This is a genomic window from Vibrio sp. 10N.247.311.12 (genome assembly GCF_041467515.1).
In the GTDB taxonomy this organism is placed as follows: domain Bacteria; phylum Pseudomonadota; class Gammaproteobacteria; order Enterobacterales; family Vibrionaceae; genus Vibrio; species Vibrio crassostreae_C.
In genome coordinates, this window is record NZ_JBFSUV010000003.1 from 95,722 (window position 1) to 115,412 (window position 19,691).

The window sequence follows — 19,691 nt, forward strand, 5'->3', positions numbered from 1 at the left end:
TCATTTTAGCTTTTCTAGATCAGCTTCGATCTCAGCGATCTTGCTTGATACCACTTTCTCTAGATGGCGTAAGTCGGTAAGGATCTTCTGCTTCACATCCACCTCAGCCGTTGGCGTCGGTTTGGTGATTTTGTTGAGTTCATCAATCACAAGAGTGAGGTTGCGGTTAATCTCTGTCACTTCTTTGTATTGATTATTGCCACCGCTAACAAGCACACTTTTTACTTGTCGTGGGTACTTAAATTTAACGCTTTTCGCGAACAGTTCCCCTTTCTGCTTACGAAAGTAAATCTTCAGGATATCTTTGTGCGCTTCTTGGCGAAGGGAGTAACGTTCAATCTGTTTAGGTTCGTGGATACCTAAGCCAGTGAGGTTTGGATACATAAGCGACCTCTAGGTTATGAATGTAATACTTTTATGTAATTGACTTGATCAATGTAGCAGCCTAACGACGAGCTAGATAGTTGATATCTGTGAATTGATTGTAAGTTGTGGGCAAGATCGCTCTCTATCTTTGCCCACACTTATTTGGTTATTAAACCTGTTTTTAGACTGAATTCGCTTTCTAAGGTGCGAGTTCTGAAACATGCTCAGTTAACCTTTCTCTTAGCGCTTGTTCCTGTTCTTCAGACAGTCTGCCTCCCGCATCACTGGTCAGAATAAACAAATCTTCAGCTCTCTCACCTATCGTGGTGATTTTCGCACCGTGCAAGTTGATGTCTAGCTCCGCAAAGGTTGCACCGACTTGAGCCAATAACCCCGGCGTATCAAGAGCTCTTAACTCCATCAAGGTACGTTTCTTGCTCTTGGTTGGTAGGAACTCAACTAAGGTTTTGACCTTAAAGTGTTGCAAGTTACGTGGCGTGCGACGCGTCTTAATCTTAGTCGGGCGGCCATCAGTCAATACATGAGTCAGATGTTTAGCAACGGCTTTGTGTCTTGCTTCATCAATCGCTTCGCCGTGCTGGTCTAGTACGATAAAGGTATCCAAAACATGACCATCTTTGCTAACCATGACCTGCGCGTCATGAACGTTAAAGTTACGTCTGTCGAGTTCGGCAACCACGGTCGCAAACAGTGCTGCTTGGTCTTTACAATAAACGAACACTTCTGTGCCACCGCGCGTCGCTTTCTTACTGATCAGCACTAACGGTTGGCTTGGGTCTTCTAGGCGAAGTAAGTGCTCACAGTGCCAAGCGATTTGTTTATGTGTGTGACGCAAGAAATAATCGGCCTTAAAGCGTTGCCACAACACTTCAATCTCACGAGCGGTGAAGCCTTCTTTACGCAGCAGTGCTGATGCCATTTGTTGGTTGTGACGAATACGGTCTCTGACATCGACAGGGTTTTCCAAGCCGCGGCGCAGTGCTCGCTGCGTTGAGTGGAACAGCTCAGCTAACAGGGTTCGTTTCCAACTGTTCCATAGCTCAGGGTTAGTCGCACAGATATCGGCAACGGTTAAACAAACCAGTAGCTCGAGTGATTCTTCATCACGCACTTTTTTGGCGAATTCGGTGATCACATCTGGGTCGTAGATATCACGACGTTGAGCCGTTACTGACATCAATAGGTGATTTTGTACCAACCACGCGACTTGTTTGGCTTCAGGCTTCGATAGCCCGTGTTCAATACAGAAAGAGTAAGCCTCAACCGCACCTATCTCAGAGTGGTCTCCGCCGCGGCCTTTGCCGATGTCATGGAAGATAGCGGCAAGGATAAGCAACTCTTTCTTCTGTACTCGAGGATAGACTTCACAGCAGATAGGGTGCTTATCGTGGTTTTCGACTTGACCAAAGCGGTTGATGTGCTTGAGCAGGCGGATACTGTGCTCATCCACGGTGTAAACATGGAATAGGTCAAACTGCATCTGACCAACGATCTGGCTCCACTGCGGTAAGTACGCAGAGAGCACGCCCAATTTGTGCATTAAGCTAAAGGCTTTGTGCAGGGCATTAGGGTGGCGAACTAGATCCATGAACTTGTCACGAGCTTCAGGAATGGTATGCAGGAATCGGTTCAATCGACGGCGTGCCGTACGCAGTTGTCGCAATGTTGGTGGACTTACCCCTTCGATAGTCGAGTCATTGGCGATATGGATGAACATATCGAGAATGGTTTCTGGTCTTGCTTGGAATAGGGCAGGCTTGCGCGCTTCGATCAACGAACCTCGACGTTGGAAATCACTATCGAGAATTTCAGCATCTTGGGTTTGACCGCCATTGATGATCGCTTGATCGAACAGCTTAAGCAGCATCTTATTCAGTTCAGCAACACGACGAAGAGTTCGGTAGAACTCTTTCATCATCATCTCAACACCACGGTTTCCTTCACCCGTATAACCCAGATGTTCAGCGACTTGAGCTTGATGCGCGAACGTTAAACGGTTGTCGTAACGGCGCAGTTCAATATGCAATGCAAAGCGAACACGCCATAAAAAATCTTGGCACTCAACGAGCTCACGATATTCAGCATCGGTCAGAAAGCCGTATTTGCTCATCTCTAACAAAGAGGTCGCGCCGAAGTGGCGACGCGCAACCCAGCTCAGGGTATGGATGTCTCTGAGCCCTCCCGGAGTCGATTTGATGTCCGGTTCTAAATTATAGGTGGTGTCGTGGTAGCGAGCATGACGCTCTCTCTGTTCTTGAATCTTGGCTTTGTAAAACGTCTCACTTGGCCAAAATGAATCGGAATGAATCTTCAGTTTTAGTTCTTGGAAAGTGTCTTCACTACCACATAACAATCGCGACTCTTGTAGGTTGGTCGCGACGGTTAAATCATCGGTGCCGATATCGAGACACTCAGTAATAGTTCGCACAGCATGGCCAACTTCGAGCTTTAAATCCCAAAGTAGAGTAATGAATTGACTGACCTTTTCACCAAGAGCTGGTGGTAGTGTTTTTTGCGAGACAATGAGAATATCAATGTCAGACAAAGGATGCAGTTCGCCACGACCATAACCACCCACTGCGACAAGTGAAATATGAGGCAGTTTGTTGAATCCGAAATTTTCCCACAAACGATTGAGAAGTAAATCCATGTATTCGGAGCGGAGTAGAACCAAATCGGTGACGGGATGGTGGTTCAGAAATTCATTTTTTTGATACTGCGTGAAGATCTCGAGCTGATTTTTTAATTCGCAGATTTCAATTTGTTCGTCATTGAACGTAAGAGGGCATTGATAAGGCATAGTCTGCTATCCGTGCAAGCAAATGAGAATAGTAAACAATTTAACAGAAGCTGATGGAAAATCGAAATTGAGTGGATAAAAAATATCCTCGACAATGCGAGGATATTTTTAAAAGGCTGATGCGCTCAGTTCGGTGAACTAAGCGTTCTTCATGATACGTGGGATTGTATCATCGCTGCGCAGTGTTAGTACTTCACAACCAGTATCAGTTACAACCAGAGTGTGCTCCCATTGAGCCGAGTTCTTGCTGTCTGCTGTGTATACTGTCCAGCTATCTTCGTCATCAAGACGACAGCCAAACTTACCCGCGTTGATCATTGGCTCGATAGTGAAGCACATGCCTGCTTTTAGCACGGTGCGATCGCTGTTCTTGTAGTGAACTACTTGTGGATCTTCGTGGAATTCAGAACCAATGCCGTGACCACAGTAATCTTTAACAATAGAGAACTTAGCGCGTGGGTTGTTCTTGTTGTTTGTTTTGATGTACTTCTCGATAGCAGTACCGATTTGACCAAGTTGAACACCTGGCTTAACTTGGCGCATGCCTTCGTAAAGTGCTTCTTGAGCAACCATGCACAGACGCTTGTTTGCAGGTGAAACCTCACCCACTAGGAACATCTTAGAGGTGTCACCGTGGTAGCCTTGAGGGCGAGTACTAAGATCGGCATTTGCGTCATCAGGGATGATAACTGTGATATCAACGTTCAGAATGTCGCCATCTTTGAGTACCGCAGGTTTGAATTGACCTGTGCTACCCGTCTCGTCTTGTGACGCGGGAATGCCGTGACACACAATATGATTGATAGACGTACAGATAGACTTAGGGAAACCGTGGTAATCGAGTGGCGCAGAGTATGCACCTCTTTCTAGAGCGTACTCATGACAAAGCGTATTGAGCTCTTCCGTCGTGGTACCCACTTGGATGTGAGGTTCGATCATCTCAATAATGTCAGCGGCCAGCTTGCCGGCGACGCGCATTTTTTCAATTTCTTCAGCAGTTTTAATTTTTACAGCCATTGCATATCTCTTAATTTGGTAGCACCTAAGTGTGCATATTGGGGCTATTCTATCAGTGCAGCAATTTAGCGCAACATTACCATGTCCGTACAATACTGGAGGATACTGTTAACGTGATTAAATAATGTTCGGTTAACAGATGCAGAACCTGCTTGATATAGACACTATTTTATAGAGAAAATTTACCTTTAGAGATCAGTATAGCAGTCGCCATTTTTAGAATTTTTTCTAGCCATAGATAGACAAAATATGGTATAAAGCGCGCCGGACATCAGGACTGTTTTCTCCAATTGGCGAAACAAGCTTTATGTCCACTAACTTATTTCTTTAAATCACACACATTCCGACACATGTTCCGGGGTGCCTCAACAACACAGATAACGGCTGAAAAGTGGTTAGTTGTTAGGGGTCGGATTCATGGGGGATGTGGAGGCCTAACCCCATAGAGGATTTTAAAATGGCAACTGTATCAATGCGCGATATGCTTAAAGCTGGTGTTCACTTCGGTCACCAAACTCGTTACTGGAACCCAAAAATGAAGCCATTCATCTTTGGTGCTCGTAACAAAGTACATATCATCAACCTAGAAAAAACTGTACCAATGTTCAACGAAGCTCTAGCAGAAATCGCTAAAGTTGGTGAGAAGAAAGGTAAAGTTCTTTTCGTTGGTACTAAGCGCGCTGCATCTGAAGCTGTTAAAGAAGCTGCTGTAAACAGCAACCAGTTCTACGTTAACAACCGCTGGTTAGGCGGTATGCTAACGAACTACAAAACTGTTCGTCAGTCTATCAAGCGTCTGAAAGAACTTGAAGCGCAAGCTCAAGACGGTACTTTCGACAAGCTAACTAAGAAAGAAGCTCTAATGCGTACTCGTGAAATGGAGAAGCTAGAGAAGTCTCTTGGTGGTATCAAGAACATGGGCGGCCTACCAGACGCTCTATTCGTAATCGATGCTGATCACGAACACATCGCAGTTAAAGAAGCAAACAACCTAGGTATCCCAGTTTACGCTGTAGTTGATACTAACTCTAACCCAGACGGCGTTGACTTCGTTATCCCAGGTAACGACGATGCAATCCGTGCAGTACAGCTTTACCTAAACGCTGCTGCAGACGCGGTTAAAGAAGGTCGTAACAAAGACGTTGCTGCTGTAGCTGCTGAAAAAGATGGTTTTGTAGAAGCTGAATAATAGCGGCTCTGAATCACGCTTGGCTTAGCTAATATAGATTTTGAAATCTTTATTAAATGTAAGCTAAGTTATAGTTAGATCGGGGGCCTCGTTTTGGCCCCTGATTTTTACCTTATTTTCGAATCAACCGAGGAATAGAGAATGGCAACTGTAACTGCTGCTCTAGTTAAAGAACTTCGCGAGCGCACTGGCGCTGGCATGATGGAATGTAAGAAAGCGCTTGTAGAAGCAAACGCTGACATCGAACTAGCAATTGAAAACATGCGTAAATCTGGCGCAGCGAAAGCAGCTAAGAAAGCTGGTAACGTTGCTGCTGAAGGCGCAATCATCATCAAAGAAGAGAACGGTGTAGCTGTTCTTCTTGAAGTTAACTGCCAAACTGACTTCGTAGCAAAAGATGCTAGCTTCACTGCGTTTGCAGAAGAAGTTGCAGCTGCAGCAGTAGCTTCTAAAGCTTCTGTAGAAGAGCTACAAGCACAGTTCGAAGAAACTCGCGTTGCTCTAGTTGCTAAAATCGGCGAAAACATCAACATCCGTCGCGTAGCTTACGTTGAAGGTGCTGCACTAGCTTCTTACCGTCACGGTGAGAAAATCGGTGTTGTTGTAGCTGGTGAAGGCGAAGCTGAAACTCTTAAGCACGTTGCTATGCACGTTGCTGCTTCTCGTCCTGAGTTTGTTAACCCAGAAGACGTACCAGCAGACGTAGTTGCTAAAGAGAAAGAAGTTCAAGTTGAAATCGCTATGAACGAAGGCAAGCCTCAAGAGATCGCTGAGAAAATGGTTATCGGCCGTATGAAGAAATTCACGGGCGAAATCTCTCTAACTGGTCAAGCTTTCATCATGGAACCTAAGAAAACTGTTGGCGAAATCCTTAAAGAAAAAGGCGCTGCAGTATCTAACTTCGTACGTCTAGAAGTTGGTGAAGGTATCGAGAAAGCTGCTGAAATGAGCTTCGCTGACGAAGTTGCAGCGGTACAAAAAGGTTAATCCTTAGCGTATTGTTTGAAAAAAGACCGTGGCAAATGCTGCGGTCTTTTTATGAATAGTGAACTATTTTTGAAGGCAACGTTAGTGGTTATGAATGCAAACTGACTTACTCAGTTTTTATCCATGACTGTTAATCATCAACTCTTTGGAAGGTAAACTCCATGACTACGAACCCTAAACCAGTGTATCAACGTATTCTGTTAAAACTTAGCGGTGAAGCGCTACAAGGCGAAGAAGGTTTTGGTATTGACCCAACGATCCTTGATCGTATGGCTCAAGAAGTAAAAGAATTGGTTGAACTAGGCGTTCAAGTTGGTGTTGTTATCGGTGGCGGTAACTTGTTCCGTGGTGCTGGTCTTGCTGAAGCTGGCATGAACCGCGTTGTTGGTGACCACATGGGTATGCTTGCAACGGTAATGAACGGCCTTGCAATGCGTGACGCTCTTCACCGTGCTTACGTAAACGCACGTGTAATGTCTGCAATCCCTCTTAAAGGTGTGTGTGACGACTACAACTGGGCAGATGCAATCAGCCAACTACGTCAAGGTCGCGTTGTGATCTTCTCTGCTGGTACGGGTAACCCATTCTTCACTACGGATTCTGCTGCATGTCTACGTGGTATCGAAATCGAAGCTGACGTAGTTCTAAAAGCGACAAAAGTAGATGGTGTATTTACTTCTGACCCTGTAGCAAACCCAGACGCAGAGTTGTATGATACGTTGTCTTACAACACGGTTCTTGATAAAGAACTTAAAGTAATGGACTTGGCTGCATTTACGCTAGCACGTGATCACAAAATGCCAATCCGTGTATTTAACATGAATAAACCAGGCGCACTACGTCGCGTGGTTATGGGTGAAACTGAAGGTACATTAATCAGCGACGCTGACTAATTTTTCGGGCTTACTGAGGTGTTGTACCTTGGTAAGCTTATCCTTATCACTCCAAATAAAAAGCTTTCTTGAAGAAAGAACATAATCAAGGTGAAATTGTGATTAACGAAATCAAAAAAGACGCTCAAGAGCGCATGGTAAAAAGTGTTGATGCACTAAAAAACAGCCTGCAAAAGATTCGTACAGGCCGTGCGCACCCGAGCCTACTTTCTGGTCTTACTGTTGAGTACTACGGTGCTCCAACGCCTTTGACTCAAGTAGCTAACGTTATCGCTGAAGATGCACGTACACTAGCTATTACAGTGTTTGATAAAACACTGACTCCTCTAGTTGAAAAAGCAATCCTGACATCTGACCTAGGCCTAAACCCTATGTCTGCTGGTACGGTTATCCGTGTTCCACTTCCACCGCTAACGGAAGAGCGTCGTAAAGACCTAGTTAAAATCGTTCGTGGCGAAGCTGAAGGTGGCCGTGTTGCTATCCGTAACATCCGTCGTGACGCGAATGGCGATCTAAAAGCACTTCTTAAAGATAAAGAAATCTCTGAAGATGAAGATCGTAAAGCACAAGACGAAATTCAAAAGCTAACTGACGCTGCGGTTAAGAACGTAGACGAAGTTCTAGCTGTTAAAGAAAAAGAGTTGATGGAAGTTTAATTTTCCATATTCTTTTCTTTCCGGAAAAACGCTGTACTCACGGTGCAGCGTTTTTTTATGCTACTCTGTTCGACTATTAGAATTTGATTCACTCTTTTATGCATAATTCTCAAGCGTTCACAGACTCTCTTCCTAAACACATTGCTATCATTATGGATGGTAATGGTCGCTGGGCAAAAGCTCAGGGCAAGCCTCGCGTCTTTGGCCATAAAAACGGTGTTCAAGCCGTTCGTAAAACTATCTCTTCTGCAGCCAGACTTGGCATTAAAGCCGTTACTCTTTTTGCATTTAGTAGCGAAAACTGGCGTCGTCCTGAAGAAGAAGTCGGTATCTTGATGGAACTGTTTATTTCAGTGCTGTCGAGTGAAGTTAAAAAGCTTCATAAAAATAATCTACAACTTCGTGTTATTGGTGATAAAAGTCGTTTCAATGATCGACTACAAAAGAAGATAGAAGAAGCGGAAGCTTTGACTAGCACCAATACGGGTATGGTTATTAATATTGCAGCTAACTACGGCGGTAAGTGGGATATTCAGCAAGCAATGACCTCTATTGCTCAACAGGTAAAGTCTGGTGATATTAATGTAGATGACATTGATGAAGCTATGATTACACAGCACCTGACAATGGCAGATATTCCTGAAGTCGATCTACTTATCCGTACCAGTGGCGAATGCCGCATTAGTAATTTTATGCTTTGGCAGTTGGCTTACGCCGAAATGTATTTCACTGAACAATTCTGGCCAGACTTTAATGAAGACAGCTTAGTAGAAGCTGTGACTTGGTTTGTTAACCGTGAGCGTCGTTTTGGATGCACCGGTGAGCAAATTAAAGCTCTGATGGACAGTTAATAAGGATTTTTTGGTTTGAAACAACGAATTATTACGGCGTTGATTTTAGCTCCCCTAGTTATTCTAGGTATTTTCGAGTTATCACTTCCTACATTTATTCTTTCACTAGCGGTAATCTCGCTATTGGGTTTTTGGGAGTGGACTCAGTTTGTTGAAAGCAAATCACGTTATGTAGCGTTGATTCCAACGGTTGTGGTAAGTGCTGCAAGTTTTGCTTTTATCCCTTTTGATGCATTTAGCCTTAATAACTCGTCTACTGCTCACTACGCCATTCTAACGATTGGCTCGATTTGGTGGGTAATCGCGAGTGGCATGGCGGTGACTTATCCTAAGTCTATGCCTGCATGGAAAGACTCTTCTCTTCTTCGTCACGCCTTTGGTGTGCTGACTCTGCTGCCATTCTTCTGGAGTGTGGTTATCCTGCGTGCTAACGGTATCGATGCTGATCCTTACCACGGTGCTAAACTGGTGATGTTTGTTTGCTTGCTTGTTTGGGCTGCAGATAGCGGCGCATACTTTTCAGGAAAGAGTTTTGGTAAGCGTAAAATGGCACCAGCGGTAAGCCCTAATAAGACGATTGAAGGTCTTATCGGTGGCATTATTACTGCGGTGATCGTGGCTTGGATCTTTGCTGACTTGTTTGACATCCAATTCACAAGCCCACTTCACATGATTGTTATTACCCTTGTGACCGTTGTTATTTCTGTTCTAGGTGACCTTGTTGAAAGCATGTTTAAGCGTGTTTCTGGGGTGAAAGACAGCAGTAATCTGATTCCTGGTCATGGTGGTATACTAGATAGAATAGATAGCTTAACGGCTGCATTCCCTGTCTTTGCTCTGCTTTATTTAGCATTCTAATAAAAAAGGGCAGTGATTCTGCCCTTTATTACATTTCTACGGTCATATGTGATGCGAAATCTAACTATCCTTGGCGCTACCGGCTCAATTGGTGCAAGTACACTAAAAGTCGTTGAGCAAAACCCAGATCTCTATTCAGTGGTTGCACTGGCTGCAGGCTCGAATGTTGAAAAGATGCTGGCGTTAGTTGAAAAGTGGCAACCAAGCTATGTTGCTATGGCTTGCTCTGATGCAGCGTCTCAACTGACTGAAGTGTTGTCCGTGAGTTACCCTAACGTAAAAGTACTTTCAGGCACTGAAGGCATGTGTCAGGTTGCTTCTCTAGAGGAAGTGGACACGGTAATGGCCGCGATTGTTGGTGCCGCTGGTTTACTTCCTACTATGTCTGCGGTTAAAGCGGGCAAGCGTATCTTGCTTGCAAACAAAGAAGCTTTGGTGATGTCTGGGCAGTTGTTTATCGACGCCGTGGAAAAATACGGTGCAGAGCTGCTTCCTGTCGATAGCGAGCATAATGCTATTTTCCAATGCCTTCCGCAGAACGTACAAACTAACCTAGGCCGCTGTAACCTTGAAGAAAACGGCATTAACCATATTCTTCTGACTGGTTCTGGTGGTCCTTTCCGTTATACCGATGTGGCTGAACTCGAATCAGTGACTCCTGAACGCGCAATTGCACACCCTAACTGGTCTATGGGGCCTAAGATCTCTGTCGATTCTGCGACTATGATGAATAAAGGGCTAGAGTACATTGAAGCGAAATGGCTATTTAATGCTTCTCAGGAGCAGTTAAAGGTCATCATTCACCCGCAGTCTGTGATTCACTCGATGGTTCAGTACAAGGATGGCTCTGTGCTTGCTCAAATGGGCGAACCAGATATGGCAACGCCAATCGCTTTGACGATGTCTTACCCTAATCGTACCGAGGCGGGTGTTAAGCCTTTAGACTTTACTAAAGTGGGTGAGCTTACCTTCTTAGAACCAGATTTCAGTCGTTACCCGTGTTTGAGGTTAGCGATTGAAGCGTGCTACTTAGGTCAGCATGCGACAACAGCCATTAATGCAGCAAACGAGATCGCGGTCGATGCTTTCTTGAACAATCAGGTGAAGTTTACCGATATTGCTGTCATTAACGAACACGTTATGAGCAAAGTATGTGAACAACATAACTCTGAGGGTTTAGATAGCTTGGAAAGCCTTCTCGAGCTCGATAATATGTCTCGTCAAATAGCCATTCAATTTATTAAAGAGCAGCTAGCATGAGTGGAATTCTGTGGAACTTCGCATCTTTTATCGTAGCGCTTGGCATTCTGGTTGCTGTTCATGAGTTTGGACACTTCTGGGTCGCTCGTCGTTGTGGTGTGAAAGTTGAAAAATTCTCGATTGGTTTTGGTAAATCAATCTGGAGTAAAGTGGGCCGTGATGGTACTGAATACAGCTTGTCAGTGATTCCACTGGGCGGCTACGTTAAGATGCTCGATGGTCGTGTTGACGATCTTTCTGAAGATCAACAGCAATACGCTTTCGACAAGAAGCCGCTTTGGAAACGAACGGCGATTGTGGGTGCAGGCCCTGCATTCAACTTTATCTTTGCGGTGTTCGCGTATTGGTTAGTATTTTTGATTGGCGTACCCGCGGTTAAGCCCGTGATTGGTGAAGTCACTCCACAATCTATTGCTGCACAAGCCGGAATTGAAACTGGAATGGAACTTAAATCTATTTCAGGAATCAAAACCGCAGATTGGGAATCAGTCAATATGGGGTTGATATCGCACATTGGTGATCAATCCATGACAGTGACGGTTGCTTCTCAAGACGACATCGGCTTTGAGCAACAAATGACATTGGATATTTCAGACTGGTCGTTCAACCCAGAAACTGAATCTGCAATGACAACGCTGGGCTTTAGACCGTATTCTCCAGAGATATCGACCGTACTGGCTCAAATCATTGATGATGGCGCTGCATACGATGCAGGTCTTGAAGCTGGCGATAAAATTGTTGAGATTAACGGGCAACCTATTGAACAGTGGCAGTCGGTTGTTGAGTTAATTCGTGCTAATCCAATGACATCATTGGACTTGGTCGTATTGCGAAATGGTGCCGAGCAGTCATTGGTTATGACACCAAAAAGTCGAGAGCTTTCTGATGGTTCGACAATCGGCTATGCAGGTATTGCTCCGGAAGTCGCAGAATGGCCAGAAGATTATCGCTTTGAGTTACAATTTGGTGTAATTGAGTCTGTAGGAAAAGCATTTGATAAAACAGGTCAAATCATTGGATTGACACTGACAATGCTTAAGAAGCTCATCGTTGGTGATGTTGGCTTAAACAACTTGAGTGGCCCTATTTCAATCGCTAAAGGTGCAGGTACAACCGCCGATTATGGTCTGGTTTACTTCTTGGGCTTTTTGGCTCTGATTAGTGTTAACTTAGGGATTATTAATTTGGTTCCGCTGCCTATGCTTGATGGCGGACATTTGCTGTTTTTCGCTATTGAGGCCGTTACTCGTAAACCGGTACCTGAGAAAGTTCAGGAAATGGGATACAGAGTGGGAGGGGCAATCCTCTTCTCATTGATGGCTCTGGCAATATTTAACGATTTTACTCGTCTGTGAATGGTTTCTCACAGGCATTGGTAGTAGCAAGGAATAATTAGAATAAGTATGGCGATTAAGCAAATTCTGTTCGCAAGTCTATTGGCCACTAGTGTGGCTGCGAACGGAGCACAAAACTTTGTAGTTCAAGATATCAAGATCGAAGGTTTACAGCGTGTTGCACTTGGTGCAGCTCTACTGAAAATGCCAGTACGTATTGGCGATGAAGTGGATGAAAGCGATGTGTCTGAGATCATTCGTGCATTGTATGCTTCAGGTAACTTCGAGGACGTTAAAGTTCTTCGCGATGAAGGTGTTTTAGTTGTTCAAGTAAAAGAACGACCGACCATCGCGAGCATTTCATTCTCGGGTAACAAAGCGATCAAAGAAGAGCAACTTCAGCAGAACCTAGATGCGTCTGGTGTTCGTGAAGGTGAGGCTCTTGACCGTACTACGCTGAGTAACATTGAAAAAGGCCTTGAAGATTTTTACTACAGTGTTGGTAAGTACAACGCGACAGTAAAAGCGGTTGTGACACCTCTGCCACGTAACCGTTCTGACCTTAAGTTTGTGTTTACTGAGGGCGTATCCGCTAAGATTCAGCAAATCAACTTTATCGGTAATGAAGTCTTCTCTGACTCTGAACTGCTTAGTCGTTTCAATCTGAATGTTGATGTTGCATGGTGGAATTTCCTTGCGGATGAAAAATACCAAAAGCAAGTATTAGCCGGTGATATCGAAGCGCTGAAATCTTACTACCTTGACCGTGGTTACCTTAAGTTTAAGGTTGACTCTACGCAGGTGGCGATCTCTCCAGACAAAAAAGGTGTTTACATCACGCTTGGCCTCGATGAAGGCGAAGCCTACACCGTTAAAGATGTCTCTTTCCGTGGTGAATTAATCGGTCGTGAGGCTGACTTCGAAGCGTTAGTGCCATTCGAAGACGGCGATACGTACAACGGTTCTTCGGTAACGTCTTTGGAAGAGAACGTAAAACGAATTCTTGGTGAATCTGGCTACGCGTACCCACAAGTTCGCACGATTCCTGAATTTGACGATGAGACCAAAGAAGTGTCGTTGGTTATCAATGTAGAAGCGGGCAGCCGTATCTATGTTCGTGATATTCGATTCACGGGTAACAACTCAACGAAAGACGAAGTACTGCGTCGTGAAATGCGTCAAATGGAAGGCAGCTGGCTTAACTCTAAGTCCATTGATACCGGTAAGAGCCGTCTTAACCGTTTAGGTTTCTTTGAAACGGTTGATGTACAAACAGTGCGTGTTCCTGGCAGTGAAGACCAAGTTGATTTGGTTTACAACGTTAAGGAAGCGAACTCAGGCAGTATCAACTTTGGTGTCGGCTACGGTACTGAATCTGGTGTGAGTTTCCAAGTTGGCCTGCAACAAGACAACTTTGCGGGCTCTGGTAACCGTGTTGGCGTAAGTGCCATGATGAACGATTACCAAAAAAACGTGAGCTTAGACTACCGTGACCCATACTGGAACCTGGATGGTGTGAGCTTAGGCGGTAAGATCTTCTACAACGAATTTGAAGCCTCTGAAGCGGGCATCGTCGACTATACCAACCAAAGTTATGGTACGAGCTTAACCTGGGGTTTCCCTATGGATGAGCTGAACCGCATTGAGTTCGGTGTTGGCTATACGCACAACAAGATCGGTAACGTACCGACTTATATCCAGGTTGAACAGTTTGCGAGAAGTATCGACCAATACGGTGATGAGCACATCTTAACTGATGACTTCGATATCAATATCTCTTGGACGCGTAACAACTTGAACCGTGGTTTCTTCCCAACAGAGGGTAACCACCAACGTGCTTTCGCTAAAATGACGGTACCAGGCTCTGATGCTCAGTACTTCAAAATGCAGTACGATGTAAAACATTACATCCCGCTGACCAAAAAGCATGAGTTCACACTATTGATGCGCGGCCGATTAGGCTATGGTAATGGTTATGGTCAAACAGATGGTAACGATAACTTGTTCCCATTCTACGAGAACTACTACGCAGGTGGTTTTACAACCCTACGTGGTTTTGGCTCTAACTCAGCTGGCCCGAAAGCCGTTTACGGCAGCAGCACAGGTAATAACCCAACCTATGATACCGCTACTGATGATTCAGTGGGTGGTAACGCGGTTGCCTTAGCAAGCTTAGAGTTAATTGTACCAACGCCGTTTGCTTCTGATGAAGCGCGCAGCCAAATTCGTACCAGTGTCTTCTTCGATATGGCAAGTGTATGGGATACCGAGTTCGTAGACCGTGGCGCACCTAACAGTGGCGGCCAGTACTACTACGATTACTCTGATCCAACAAATTACCGTTCATCTTATGGTGCAGCCCTTCAATGGATGTCACCGATGGGCCCACTGGTTTTCTCTCTAGCGAAACCAATTAAAGTTTACGAAGGTGATGATGAGGAATTCTTCACATTCACCATTGGTAGAACTTTCTAATATTTAAAGGACAATATTTTGAAAAATATGATTAAAGCAGCAGGTTTAGGCCTTGTAGTTCTTAGCTCTTCTTTCTTTGCAACAGCTGCTGAAGCTGCGCAAAAAGTGGGTTATGTAAACACTGCACAAGTATTCCAGGCTCTACCTCAGCGTGAAGTTGTTCTTCAAAAAATGCAGGAAGAGTTCAAAGACAAAGCAGCTGAGCTACAGAGCATTCAAGCTGAAGCTAAAACGAAGATTGAAAAGCTTAAGCGTGATGGCGAGCTACTAGGTCCTGACGAAGTTGAGAAGCTACGTATCGAAGTAGGCCAACTAGACAGCAAGTACAAAATCAAAGCTCAAGCACTAGAAAAAGCAAGCCAACGTCGTGAAGCACAAGAGAAGCAGAAGCTATTCAAAGTGATTCAAGATGCTGTAACGAAAGTTGCAGAGAAAGAAGGCTACGACATGATCGTTGATATTCAAGCTCTGCAATACGGCAAGCCAGAATACAACATCTCTGAGAAAGTAATTAAAGTACTGAAATAAGTTTTATGAAGAATCTGACTTTAGCCGAATTGGCAACGATTACCGGGGGAGAGCTACACGGAGATGGTACAATTACCGTTTCAGCAGTCGCTCCGATGGATAAAGCGCAAGAAGGTAACATTACGTTCCTTTCTAACGTGAAGTACAGCAAGCACCTAGGTGACTGTAAAGCGTCCGCTATTATGGTTAAAGAGAGTGAGCGTCAACTGTGCAAGACTAACGTGATTGTGGTTAATGACCCTTATGTTGCTTTTGCTAAAGTTGCTCAAGCGCTTGATACTACTCCTGCTCCCGCAGCGGCTATTGCTGATTCTGCTTCAATCTCTAGCGAAGCAACCATTGGACAAAATGTGTCTATTGGCGCGAACGCTGTGATTGAGTCTGGTGTAGTACTTAGTGATGATGTGATCATCGGTGCTGGTTGCTTTATTGGTAAAAATGCAAAAATTGGCGCAGGCACTAAGCTGTGGGCTAACGTAAGTGTTTACCATGAAGTTGTGATAGGTGAAGCATGTCTGATCCAATCAAGTACTGTTATTGGCTCTGATGGCTTTGGCTATGCAAACGAGAAAGGTGAGTGGGTTAAGATCCCGCAAGTGGGTTCTGTTCGCATTGGTAACCGCGTAGAAATCGGCGCGTGTACTACCATTGACCGTGGTGCATTAGATGACACAATCATTGAAGATAACGTTATCTTAGATAACCAACTTCAAATTGCTCACAATGTTCACATCGGATATGGTTCTGCTCTTGCGGGTGGTACTATAATCGCAGGCAGCACGACGATAGGTAAGTACTGTATTATTGGTGGCGGCAGTGTGATTAATGGTCACATTGAAATCGTTGATGGCGTTACAATCACCGGTATGGGGATGGTAATGCGCAGCATCACTGAGAAAGGCATGTACTCTTCAGGTATTCCTTTACAGCCAAATAAAGATTGGCGTAAAACAGCAACGCGTGTTCATCGAATTGATGAAATGAACAAGCGTTTGAAAACTGTTGAAAAACTTATCGAGAAGAGCGCGGAATCATAATTCCAGCATTTCTAATAAAAGGCTCGCGTACAGCGAGTCTTTTTCGTTTATAATCCTTCTAATTAAATAAAGAATATATATAGGAATACGACTTTGACTACTGAACAGACAACGATGAACATTACTGAAATTCAGGAACTATTACCTCATCGCTACCCATTCTTAATGGTTGATCGTGTGACTAGCTTTGAAAAAGAAAAAACACTGACTGCGATTAAGAATGTCTCTGTTAACGAACCTCAGTTCACAGGCCACTTCCCACAACTTCCTGTATTCCCAGGCGTGTTGATCTTAGAAGCAATGGCACAAGCAACAGGCCTTCTAGCATTTAAATCTTTTGGTGCGCCTTCTGGCAACGAGCTTTACTACTTTGCAAGTGTTGATAAAGCAAAATTCCGTAAGCCAGTAGTACCTGGTGACCAACTGGTTATCGAAGTTGAATTCTTAAAAGAACGTCGTGGCATCGCATCGTTTAATGGTGTTGCTAAGGTTGACGGCGTAGTTGTATGTTCAGCTGAACTTAAATGTGCTCGTAGAGAGTTTTAATATGATTCATGAAACAGCGAAAATTCACCCGGCAGCAGTAATCGAAGGTGATGTAACTATCGGTGCTAACGTGACGGTTGGGCCTTTCACTTACATTGCTGGTAACGTGACAATTGGTGACGACACTGAAGTGATGTCGCACGTTGTGATCAAAGGTCACACAACCATTGGTAAAGAAAACCGTATCTTCCCACACGCTGTTATCGGTGAAGAAAACCAAGATAAGAAATACGGCGGCGAAGACACAACAGTTGTGATCGGTGATCGCAACGTAATTCGTGAAGCGGTTCAAATCCATCGTGGTACGGTTCAAGACAAAGCAACCACAGTGATTGGTGATGACAACTTACTTTGTGTTAATGCTCACGTAGCGCACGATGTTATTGTTGGTAACCACACTCACATTGGTAACAACGCTATTCTTGGCGGTCATGTAACGGTTGGCGACTACGCTGGTGTTATGGCACTTTCTGCGATTCACCCATTCTGCTCAATTGGTGCTTACGCATACATCGGTGGCTGTTCTGCAGTTGTTCAAGATGTACTGCCGTACGTGCTTGCACAGGGTAACCACGCGGCTCCATTCGGCCTTAACCTAGTAGGCTTGAAGCGTAACGGATTTGAGAAACCTGAAATTCGTGCACTACAGAAAGCGTACAAAGAGCTATACCGTTCAGGTAAAACACTTGAAGAAGCGAAAGCGGCTTTAGTGGAAATGGCAAAAGAGTTTACTTCGGTAGTTCCTATGCTTGAAATGCTAGAGAACTCTGAGCGCGGTATTATTCGTTAATACTCGATGTGGTTATGTACCAATCCGCGTAAGTATGACAATAATTACTTAATCAGATTGGTATAACAAAAAGATCGCTAATCATTAGGCGATCTTTTTTGTTTTAGGCAAGAAGGGAATTGGAAAACTATGGCACAGCAAGAAACAGCAACCAACAGCACGGACTTTGTTTCGATTGAACCACTGCGCGTAGGTATCGTTGTCGGAGAACTCTCTGGTGACACGCTTGGCGAAGGTTTTATCAAAGCAATCAAATCGCAGTACCCGAACGCTGAATTCGTGGGTATTGGCGGACCAAAAATGAAGGCGCTTGGTTGTGAGTCTCTTTTCGAGATGGAAGAGCTGGCTGTCATGGGCTTAGTTGAAGTACTTGGCCGTTTACCTCGCTTATTAAAAGTGAAAGCAGAGCTGGTAAAGTATTTCACTCAAAACCCGCCAGATGTGTTTGTGGGTATCGATGCGCCCGATTTCAACCTAAGGCTTGAGTTAGACCTTAAGAACGCTGGCATCAAAACGGTGCATTACGTGAGCCCTTCAGTGTGGGCTTGGCGTCCCAAACGTATCTTTAAAATCGACAAAGCAACTGACTTGGTATTGGCTTTCTTGCCGTTCGAAAAAGCGTTCTACGATAAATATAACGTTGCCTGTGAGTTTGTTGGTCACACGTTGGCAGACGCGATTCCTTTAGAGCCAAGTAAACAAGATGCTCGAGAGCTATTAGGTCTTGATCAAGACAAGCAGTGGTTAGCCGTACTGCCGGGCAGTCGTGGCGGTGAGATGGGTTTGATTGCTCAGCCATTTATCGAAACTTGCCAGCGTATTAAGCAGAAGTATCCGGATATCAACTTTGTTGTTGCGCTCGTTAACGAGCAACGTAAAAAGCAGTTTACTGAAATCTGGCAATCGACCGCACCTGAGCTTGAATTCACGTTAGTCGAAGATACGGCAACCAACGTGATTACCGCCGCTGATTCTGTGCTTTTGGCTTCAGGTACCGTGGCTCTCGAATGTATGTTGCTTAAACGCCCTATGGTGGTTGGTTACAAAGTAAATAAGCTGACGGGTTACATTGTTAAGAAATTGGCGATCACTGAGTTTGTGTCACTGCCGAATATTTTGGCTGGTGAAGAGATCGTGAAAGAGCATATTCTTGAAGAGTGCCACCCAGACTTTTTGTTCCCGTCTGTCGATAAAATGCTATCAGCCGATAACAGTGCCTTGATCGAACGCTTTACCGAGATGCATCACTGGATCCGTAAAGACGCAGACAAACAAGCCGCTAACGCAGTATTGAAATTGATTGACCGACCTTTTGTTGAAGCATAAAGCGCTTACTTACAGAATATTAAGAGATTAGTTATGGCAGTAAAAGAGAAAAAAGAGCTTCCTCCATTTGAATACCCGCAAGGCTACCAGCTGTTTGCTGGCGTGGATGAAGTAGGACGTGGCCCTTTGGTTGGCGACGTGGTGACTGCTGCGGTTATCCTCGATCCAAACAACCCAATCGAAGGCTTAAACGATTCAAAAAAACTGTCTGAGAAAAAGCGCCTTGCTCTGCTTCCTGAAATTAAAGAGAAAGCATTGGCGTGGTCGGTTGGTCGTTGTTCACCACAAGAAATTGATGAGTTGAACATCCTGCAGGCAACCATGGTCGCCATGCAGCGCGCTATCGCTGGGTTGAGCGTTCAGCCTGACATGGCACTGATCGATGGTAACCGTGTTCCTCAACTTCCAATGGACGGTCTGGCTATTGTAAAGGGCGATTTACGAGTAGCAGAGATCAGTGCGGCGTCTATTATCGCTAAAGTGGTTCGCGACCAAGAGATGGAAGAACTCGATAAGCTTCATCCGGAATTTGGCTTTGCTAAACACAAAGGTTACCCGACTAAGGCGCATTTTGAAGCCATTGAAAAGCACGGTGTTACCGAGCATTACCGCAAGAGCTTTAAGCCAGTAAAGCGTATTCTTGGTATAGATTAAACGCTACATGGCTCAGAGCTAAGCTTCGAATAAATTTGCTTACTTGCTGCAGAAAAAAATAGAATACACTCAGTTGTAATCCTAGGCCCTAGCCTAGAACTCA

Annotated in this window: 18 protein-coding genes; 15 read left to right on the forward strand and 3 right to left on the reverse strand. The window is 44.6% G+C overall.

The window, feature by feature from the left end; all coding sequences use genetic code 11:
* The 3 genes from AB6E30_RS02815 to map all read right to left on the reverse strand — a co-directional run bounded on the left by AB6E30_RS02815 (nt 1) and on the right by map (nt 4,204).
* On the reverse strand, nt 1–384 hold the full coding sequence (locus AB6E30_RS02815; RefSeq protein ID WP_004734354.1) for a DUF3461 family protein: 384 nt from the start codon (nt 382–384) through the stop codon (nt 1–3).
* Nucleotides 385–565: 181 nt separating this feature from the next.
* Nucleotides 566–3,187: a bifunctional uridylyltransferase/uridylyl-removing protein GlnD gene (gene glnD, locus AB6E30_RS02820; RefSeq protein ID WP_372102560.1), complete on the reverse strand. Its 2,622-nt coding sequence runs from the start codon at nt 3,185–3,187 to the stop codon at nt 566–568.
* Nucleotides 3,188–3,325: 138 nt separating this feature from the next.
* Complete coding sequence (gene map / locus AB6E30_RS02825; protein WP_017060743.1) at nt 3,326–4,204, reverse strand: type I methionyl aminopeptidase; 879 nt, start codon at nt 4,202–4,204, stop codon at nt 3,326–3,328.
* Between the two features lie 457 nt (nt 4,205–4,661).
* On the opposite strand from map, the gene rpsB reads away from it, so the two are divergent.
* The 15 genes from rpsB (at nt 4,662) to rnhB (ending at nt 19,588) form a co-directional block, all read left to right on the forward strand.
* Nucleotides 4,662–5,393, forward strand: coding sequence for a 30S ribosomal protein S2 (rpsB, locus tag AB6E30_RS02830; RefSeq protein ID WP_032546326.1), 732 nt, complete (start codon nt 4,662–4,664; stop codon nt 5,391–5,393).
* 141 nt (nt 5,394–5,534) lie between these two features.
* Entirely contained in the window at nt 5,535–6,380 is an 846-nt protein-coding gene (gene tsf / locus AB6E30_RS02835) for a translation elongation factor Ts (RefSeq protein ID WP_017063361.1), read from the forward strand.
* Between the two features lie 161 nt (nt 6,381–6,541).
* The gene (gene pyrH, locus AB6E30_RS02840; protein ID WP_017060742.1) at nt 6,542–7,273 is read left to right on the forward strand and encodes a UMP kinase; all 732 of its coding nucleotides are present in this window, start codon (nt 6,542–6,544) and stop codon (nt 7,271–7,273) included.
* A gap of 98 nt (nt 7,274–7,371) precedes the next feature.
* On the forward strand, nt 7,372–7,929 hold the full coding sequence (gene frr, locus AB6E30_RS02845; protein WP_017060741.1) for a ribosome recycling factor: 558 nt from the start codon (nt 7,372–7,374) through the stop codon (nt 7,927–7,929).
* Between the two features lie 98 nt (nt 7,930–8,027).
* A complete protein-coding gene (locus AB6E30_RS02850; RefSeq protein WP_017063364.1) occupies nt 8,028–8,780 on the forward strand; it encodes an isoprenyl transferase in 753 nt (250 codons plus the stop codon).
* Nucleotides 8,781–8,795: 15 nt separating this feature from the next.
* Entirely contained in the window at nt 8,796–9,638 is an 843-nt protein-coding gene (locus AB6E30_RS02855; RefSeq protein WP_372102562.1) for a phosphatidate cytidylyltransferase, read from the forward strand.
* A gap of 51 nt (nt 9,639–9,689) precedes the next feature.
* A complete protein-coding gene (ispC, locus tag AB6E30_RS02860) occupies nt 9,690–10,898 on the forward strand; it encodes a 1-deoxy-D-xylulose-5-phosphate reductoisomerase (RefSeq protein ID WP_017060737.1) in 1,209 nt (402 codons plus the stop codon).
* Nucleotides 10,895–12,253 (forward strand): sigma E protease regulator RseP, encoded by a 1,359-nt coding sequence (gene rseP / locus AB6E30_RS02865; RefSeq protein WP_017060736.1) that lies wholly within the window; start codon nt 10,895–10,897, stop codon nt 12,251–12,253. The genes ispC and rseP overlap by 4 nt, the downstream gene beginning before the upstream one ends.
* 48 nt (nt 12,254–12,301) lie before the next feature.
* Nucleotides 12,302–14,707 (forward strand): outer membrane protein assembly factor BamA, encoded by a 2,406-nt coding sequence (gene bamA / locus AB6E30_RS02870; protein WP_102394424.1) that lies wholly within the window; start codon nt 12,302–12,304, stop codon nt 14,705–14,707.
* Between the two features lie 27 nt (nt 14,708–14,734).
* Nucleotides 14,735–15,235 carry an OmpH family outer membrane protein gene (locus AB6E30_RS02875; protein WP_102394425.1) on the forward strand — a complete coding sequence of 167 codons (501 nt, stop codon included), beginning with the start codon at nt 14,735–14,737 and terminating at the stop codon, nt 15,233–15,235.
* Nucleotides 15,236–15,240: 5 nt separating this feature from the next.
* Nucleotides 15,241–16,272 (forward strand): UDP-3-O-(3-hydroxymyristoyl)glucosamine N-acyltransferase, encoded by a 1,032-nt coding sequence (gene lpxD, locus AB6E30_RS02880; protein ID WP_102394426.1) that lies wholly within the window; start codon nt 15,241–15,243, stop codon nt 16,270–16,272.
* A 93-nt stretch (nt 16,273–16,365) separates the two neighbouring features.
* Entirely contained in the window at nt 16,366–16,818 is a 453-nt protein-coding gene (gene fabZ, locus AB6E30_RS02885) for a 3-hydroxyacyl-ACP dehydratase FabZ (protein ID WP_009847408.1), read from the forward strand.
* A gap of 1 nt (nt 16,819) precedes the next feature.
* The gene (gene lpxA / locus AB6E30_RS02890) at nt 16,820–17,608 is read left to right on the forward strand and encodes an acyl-ACP--UDP-N-acetylglucosamine O-acyltransferase (RefSeq protein ID WP_017069381.1); all 789 of its coding nucleotides are present in this window, start codon (nt 16,820–16,822) and stop codon (nt 17,606–17,608) included.
* A gap of 129 nt (nt 17,609–17,737) precedes the next feature.
* Complete coding sequence (gene lpxB, locus AB6E30_RS02895) at nt 17,738–18,934, forward strand: lipid-A-disaccharide synthase (protein ID WP_102320145.1); 1,197 nt, start codon at nt 17,738–17,740, stop codon at nt 18,932–18,934.
* A gap of 33 nt (nt 18,935–18,967) precedes the next feature.
* Nucleotides 18,968–19,588 (forward strand): ribonuclease HII, encoded by a 621-nt coding sequence (rnhB, locus tag AB6E30_RS02900; RefSeq protein ID WP_017069379.1) that lies wholly within the window; start codon nt 18,968–18,970, stop codon nt 19,586–19,588.
* Nucleotides 19,589–19,691: the final 103 nt, after the last annotated feature.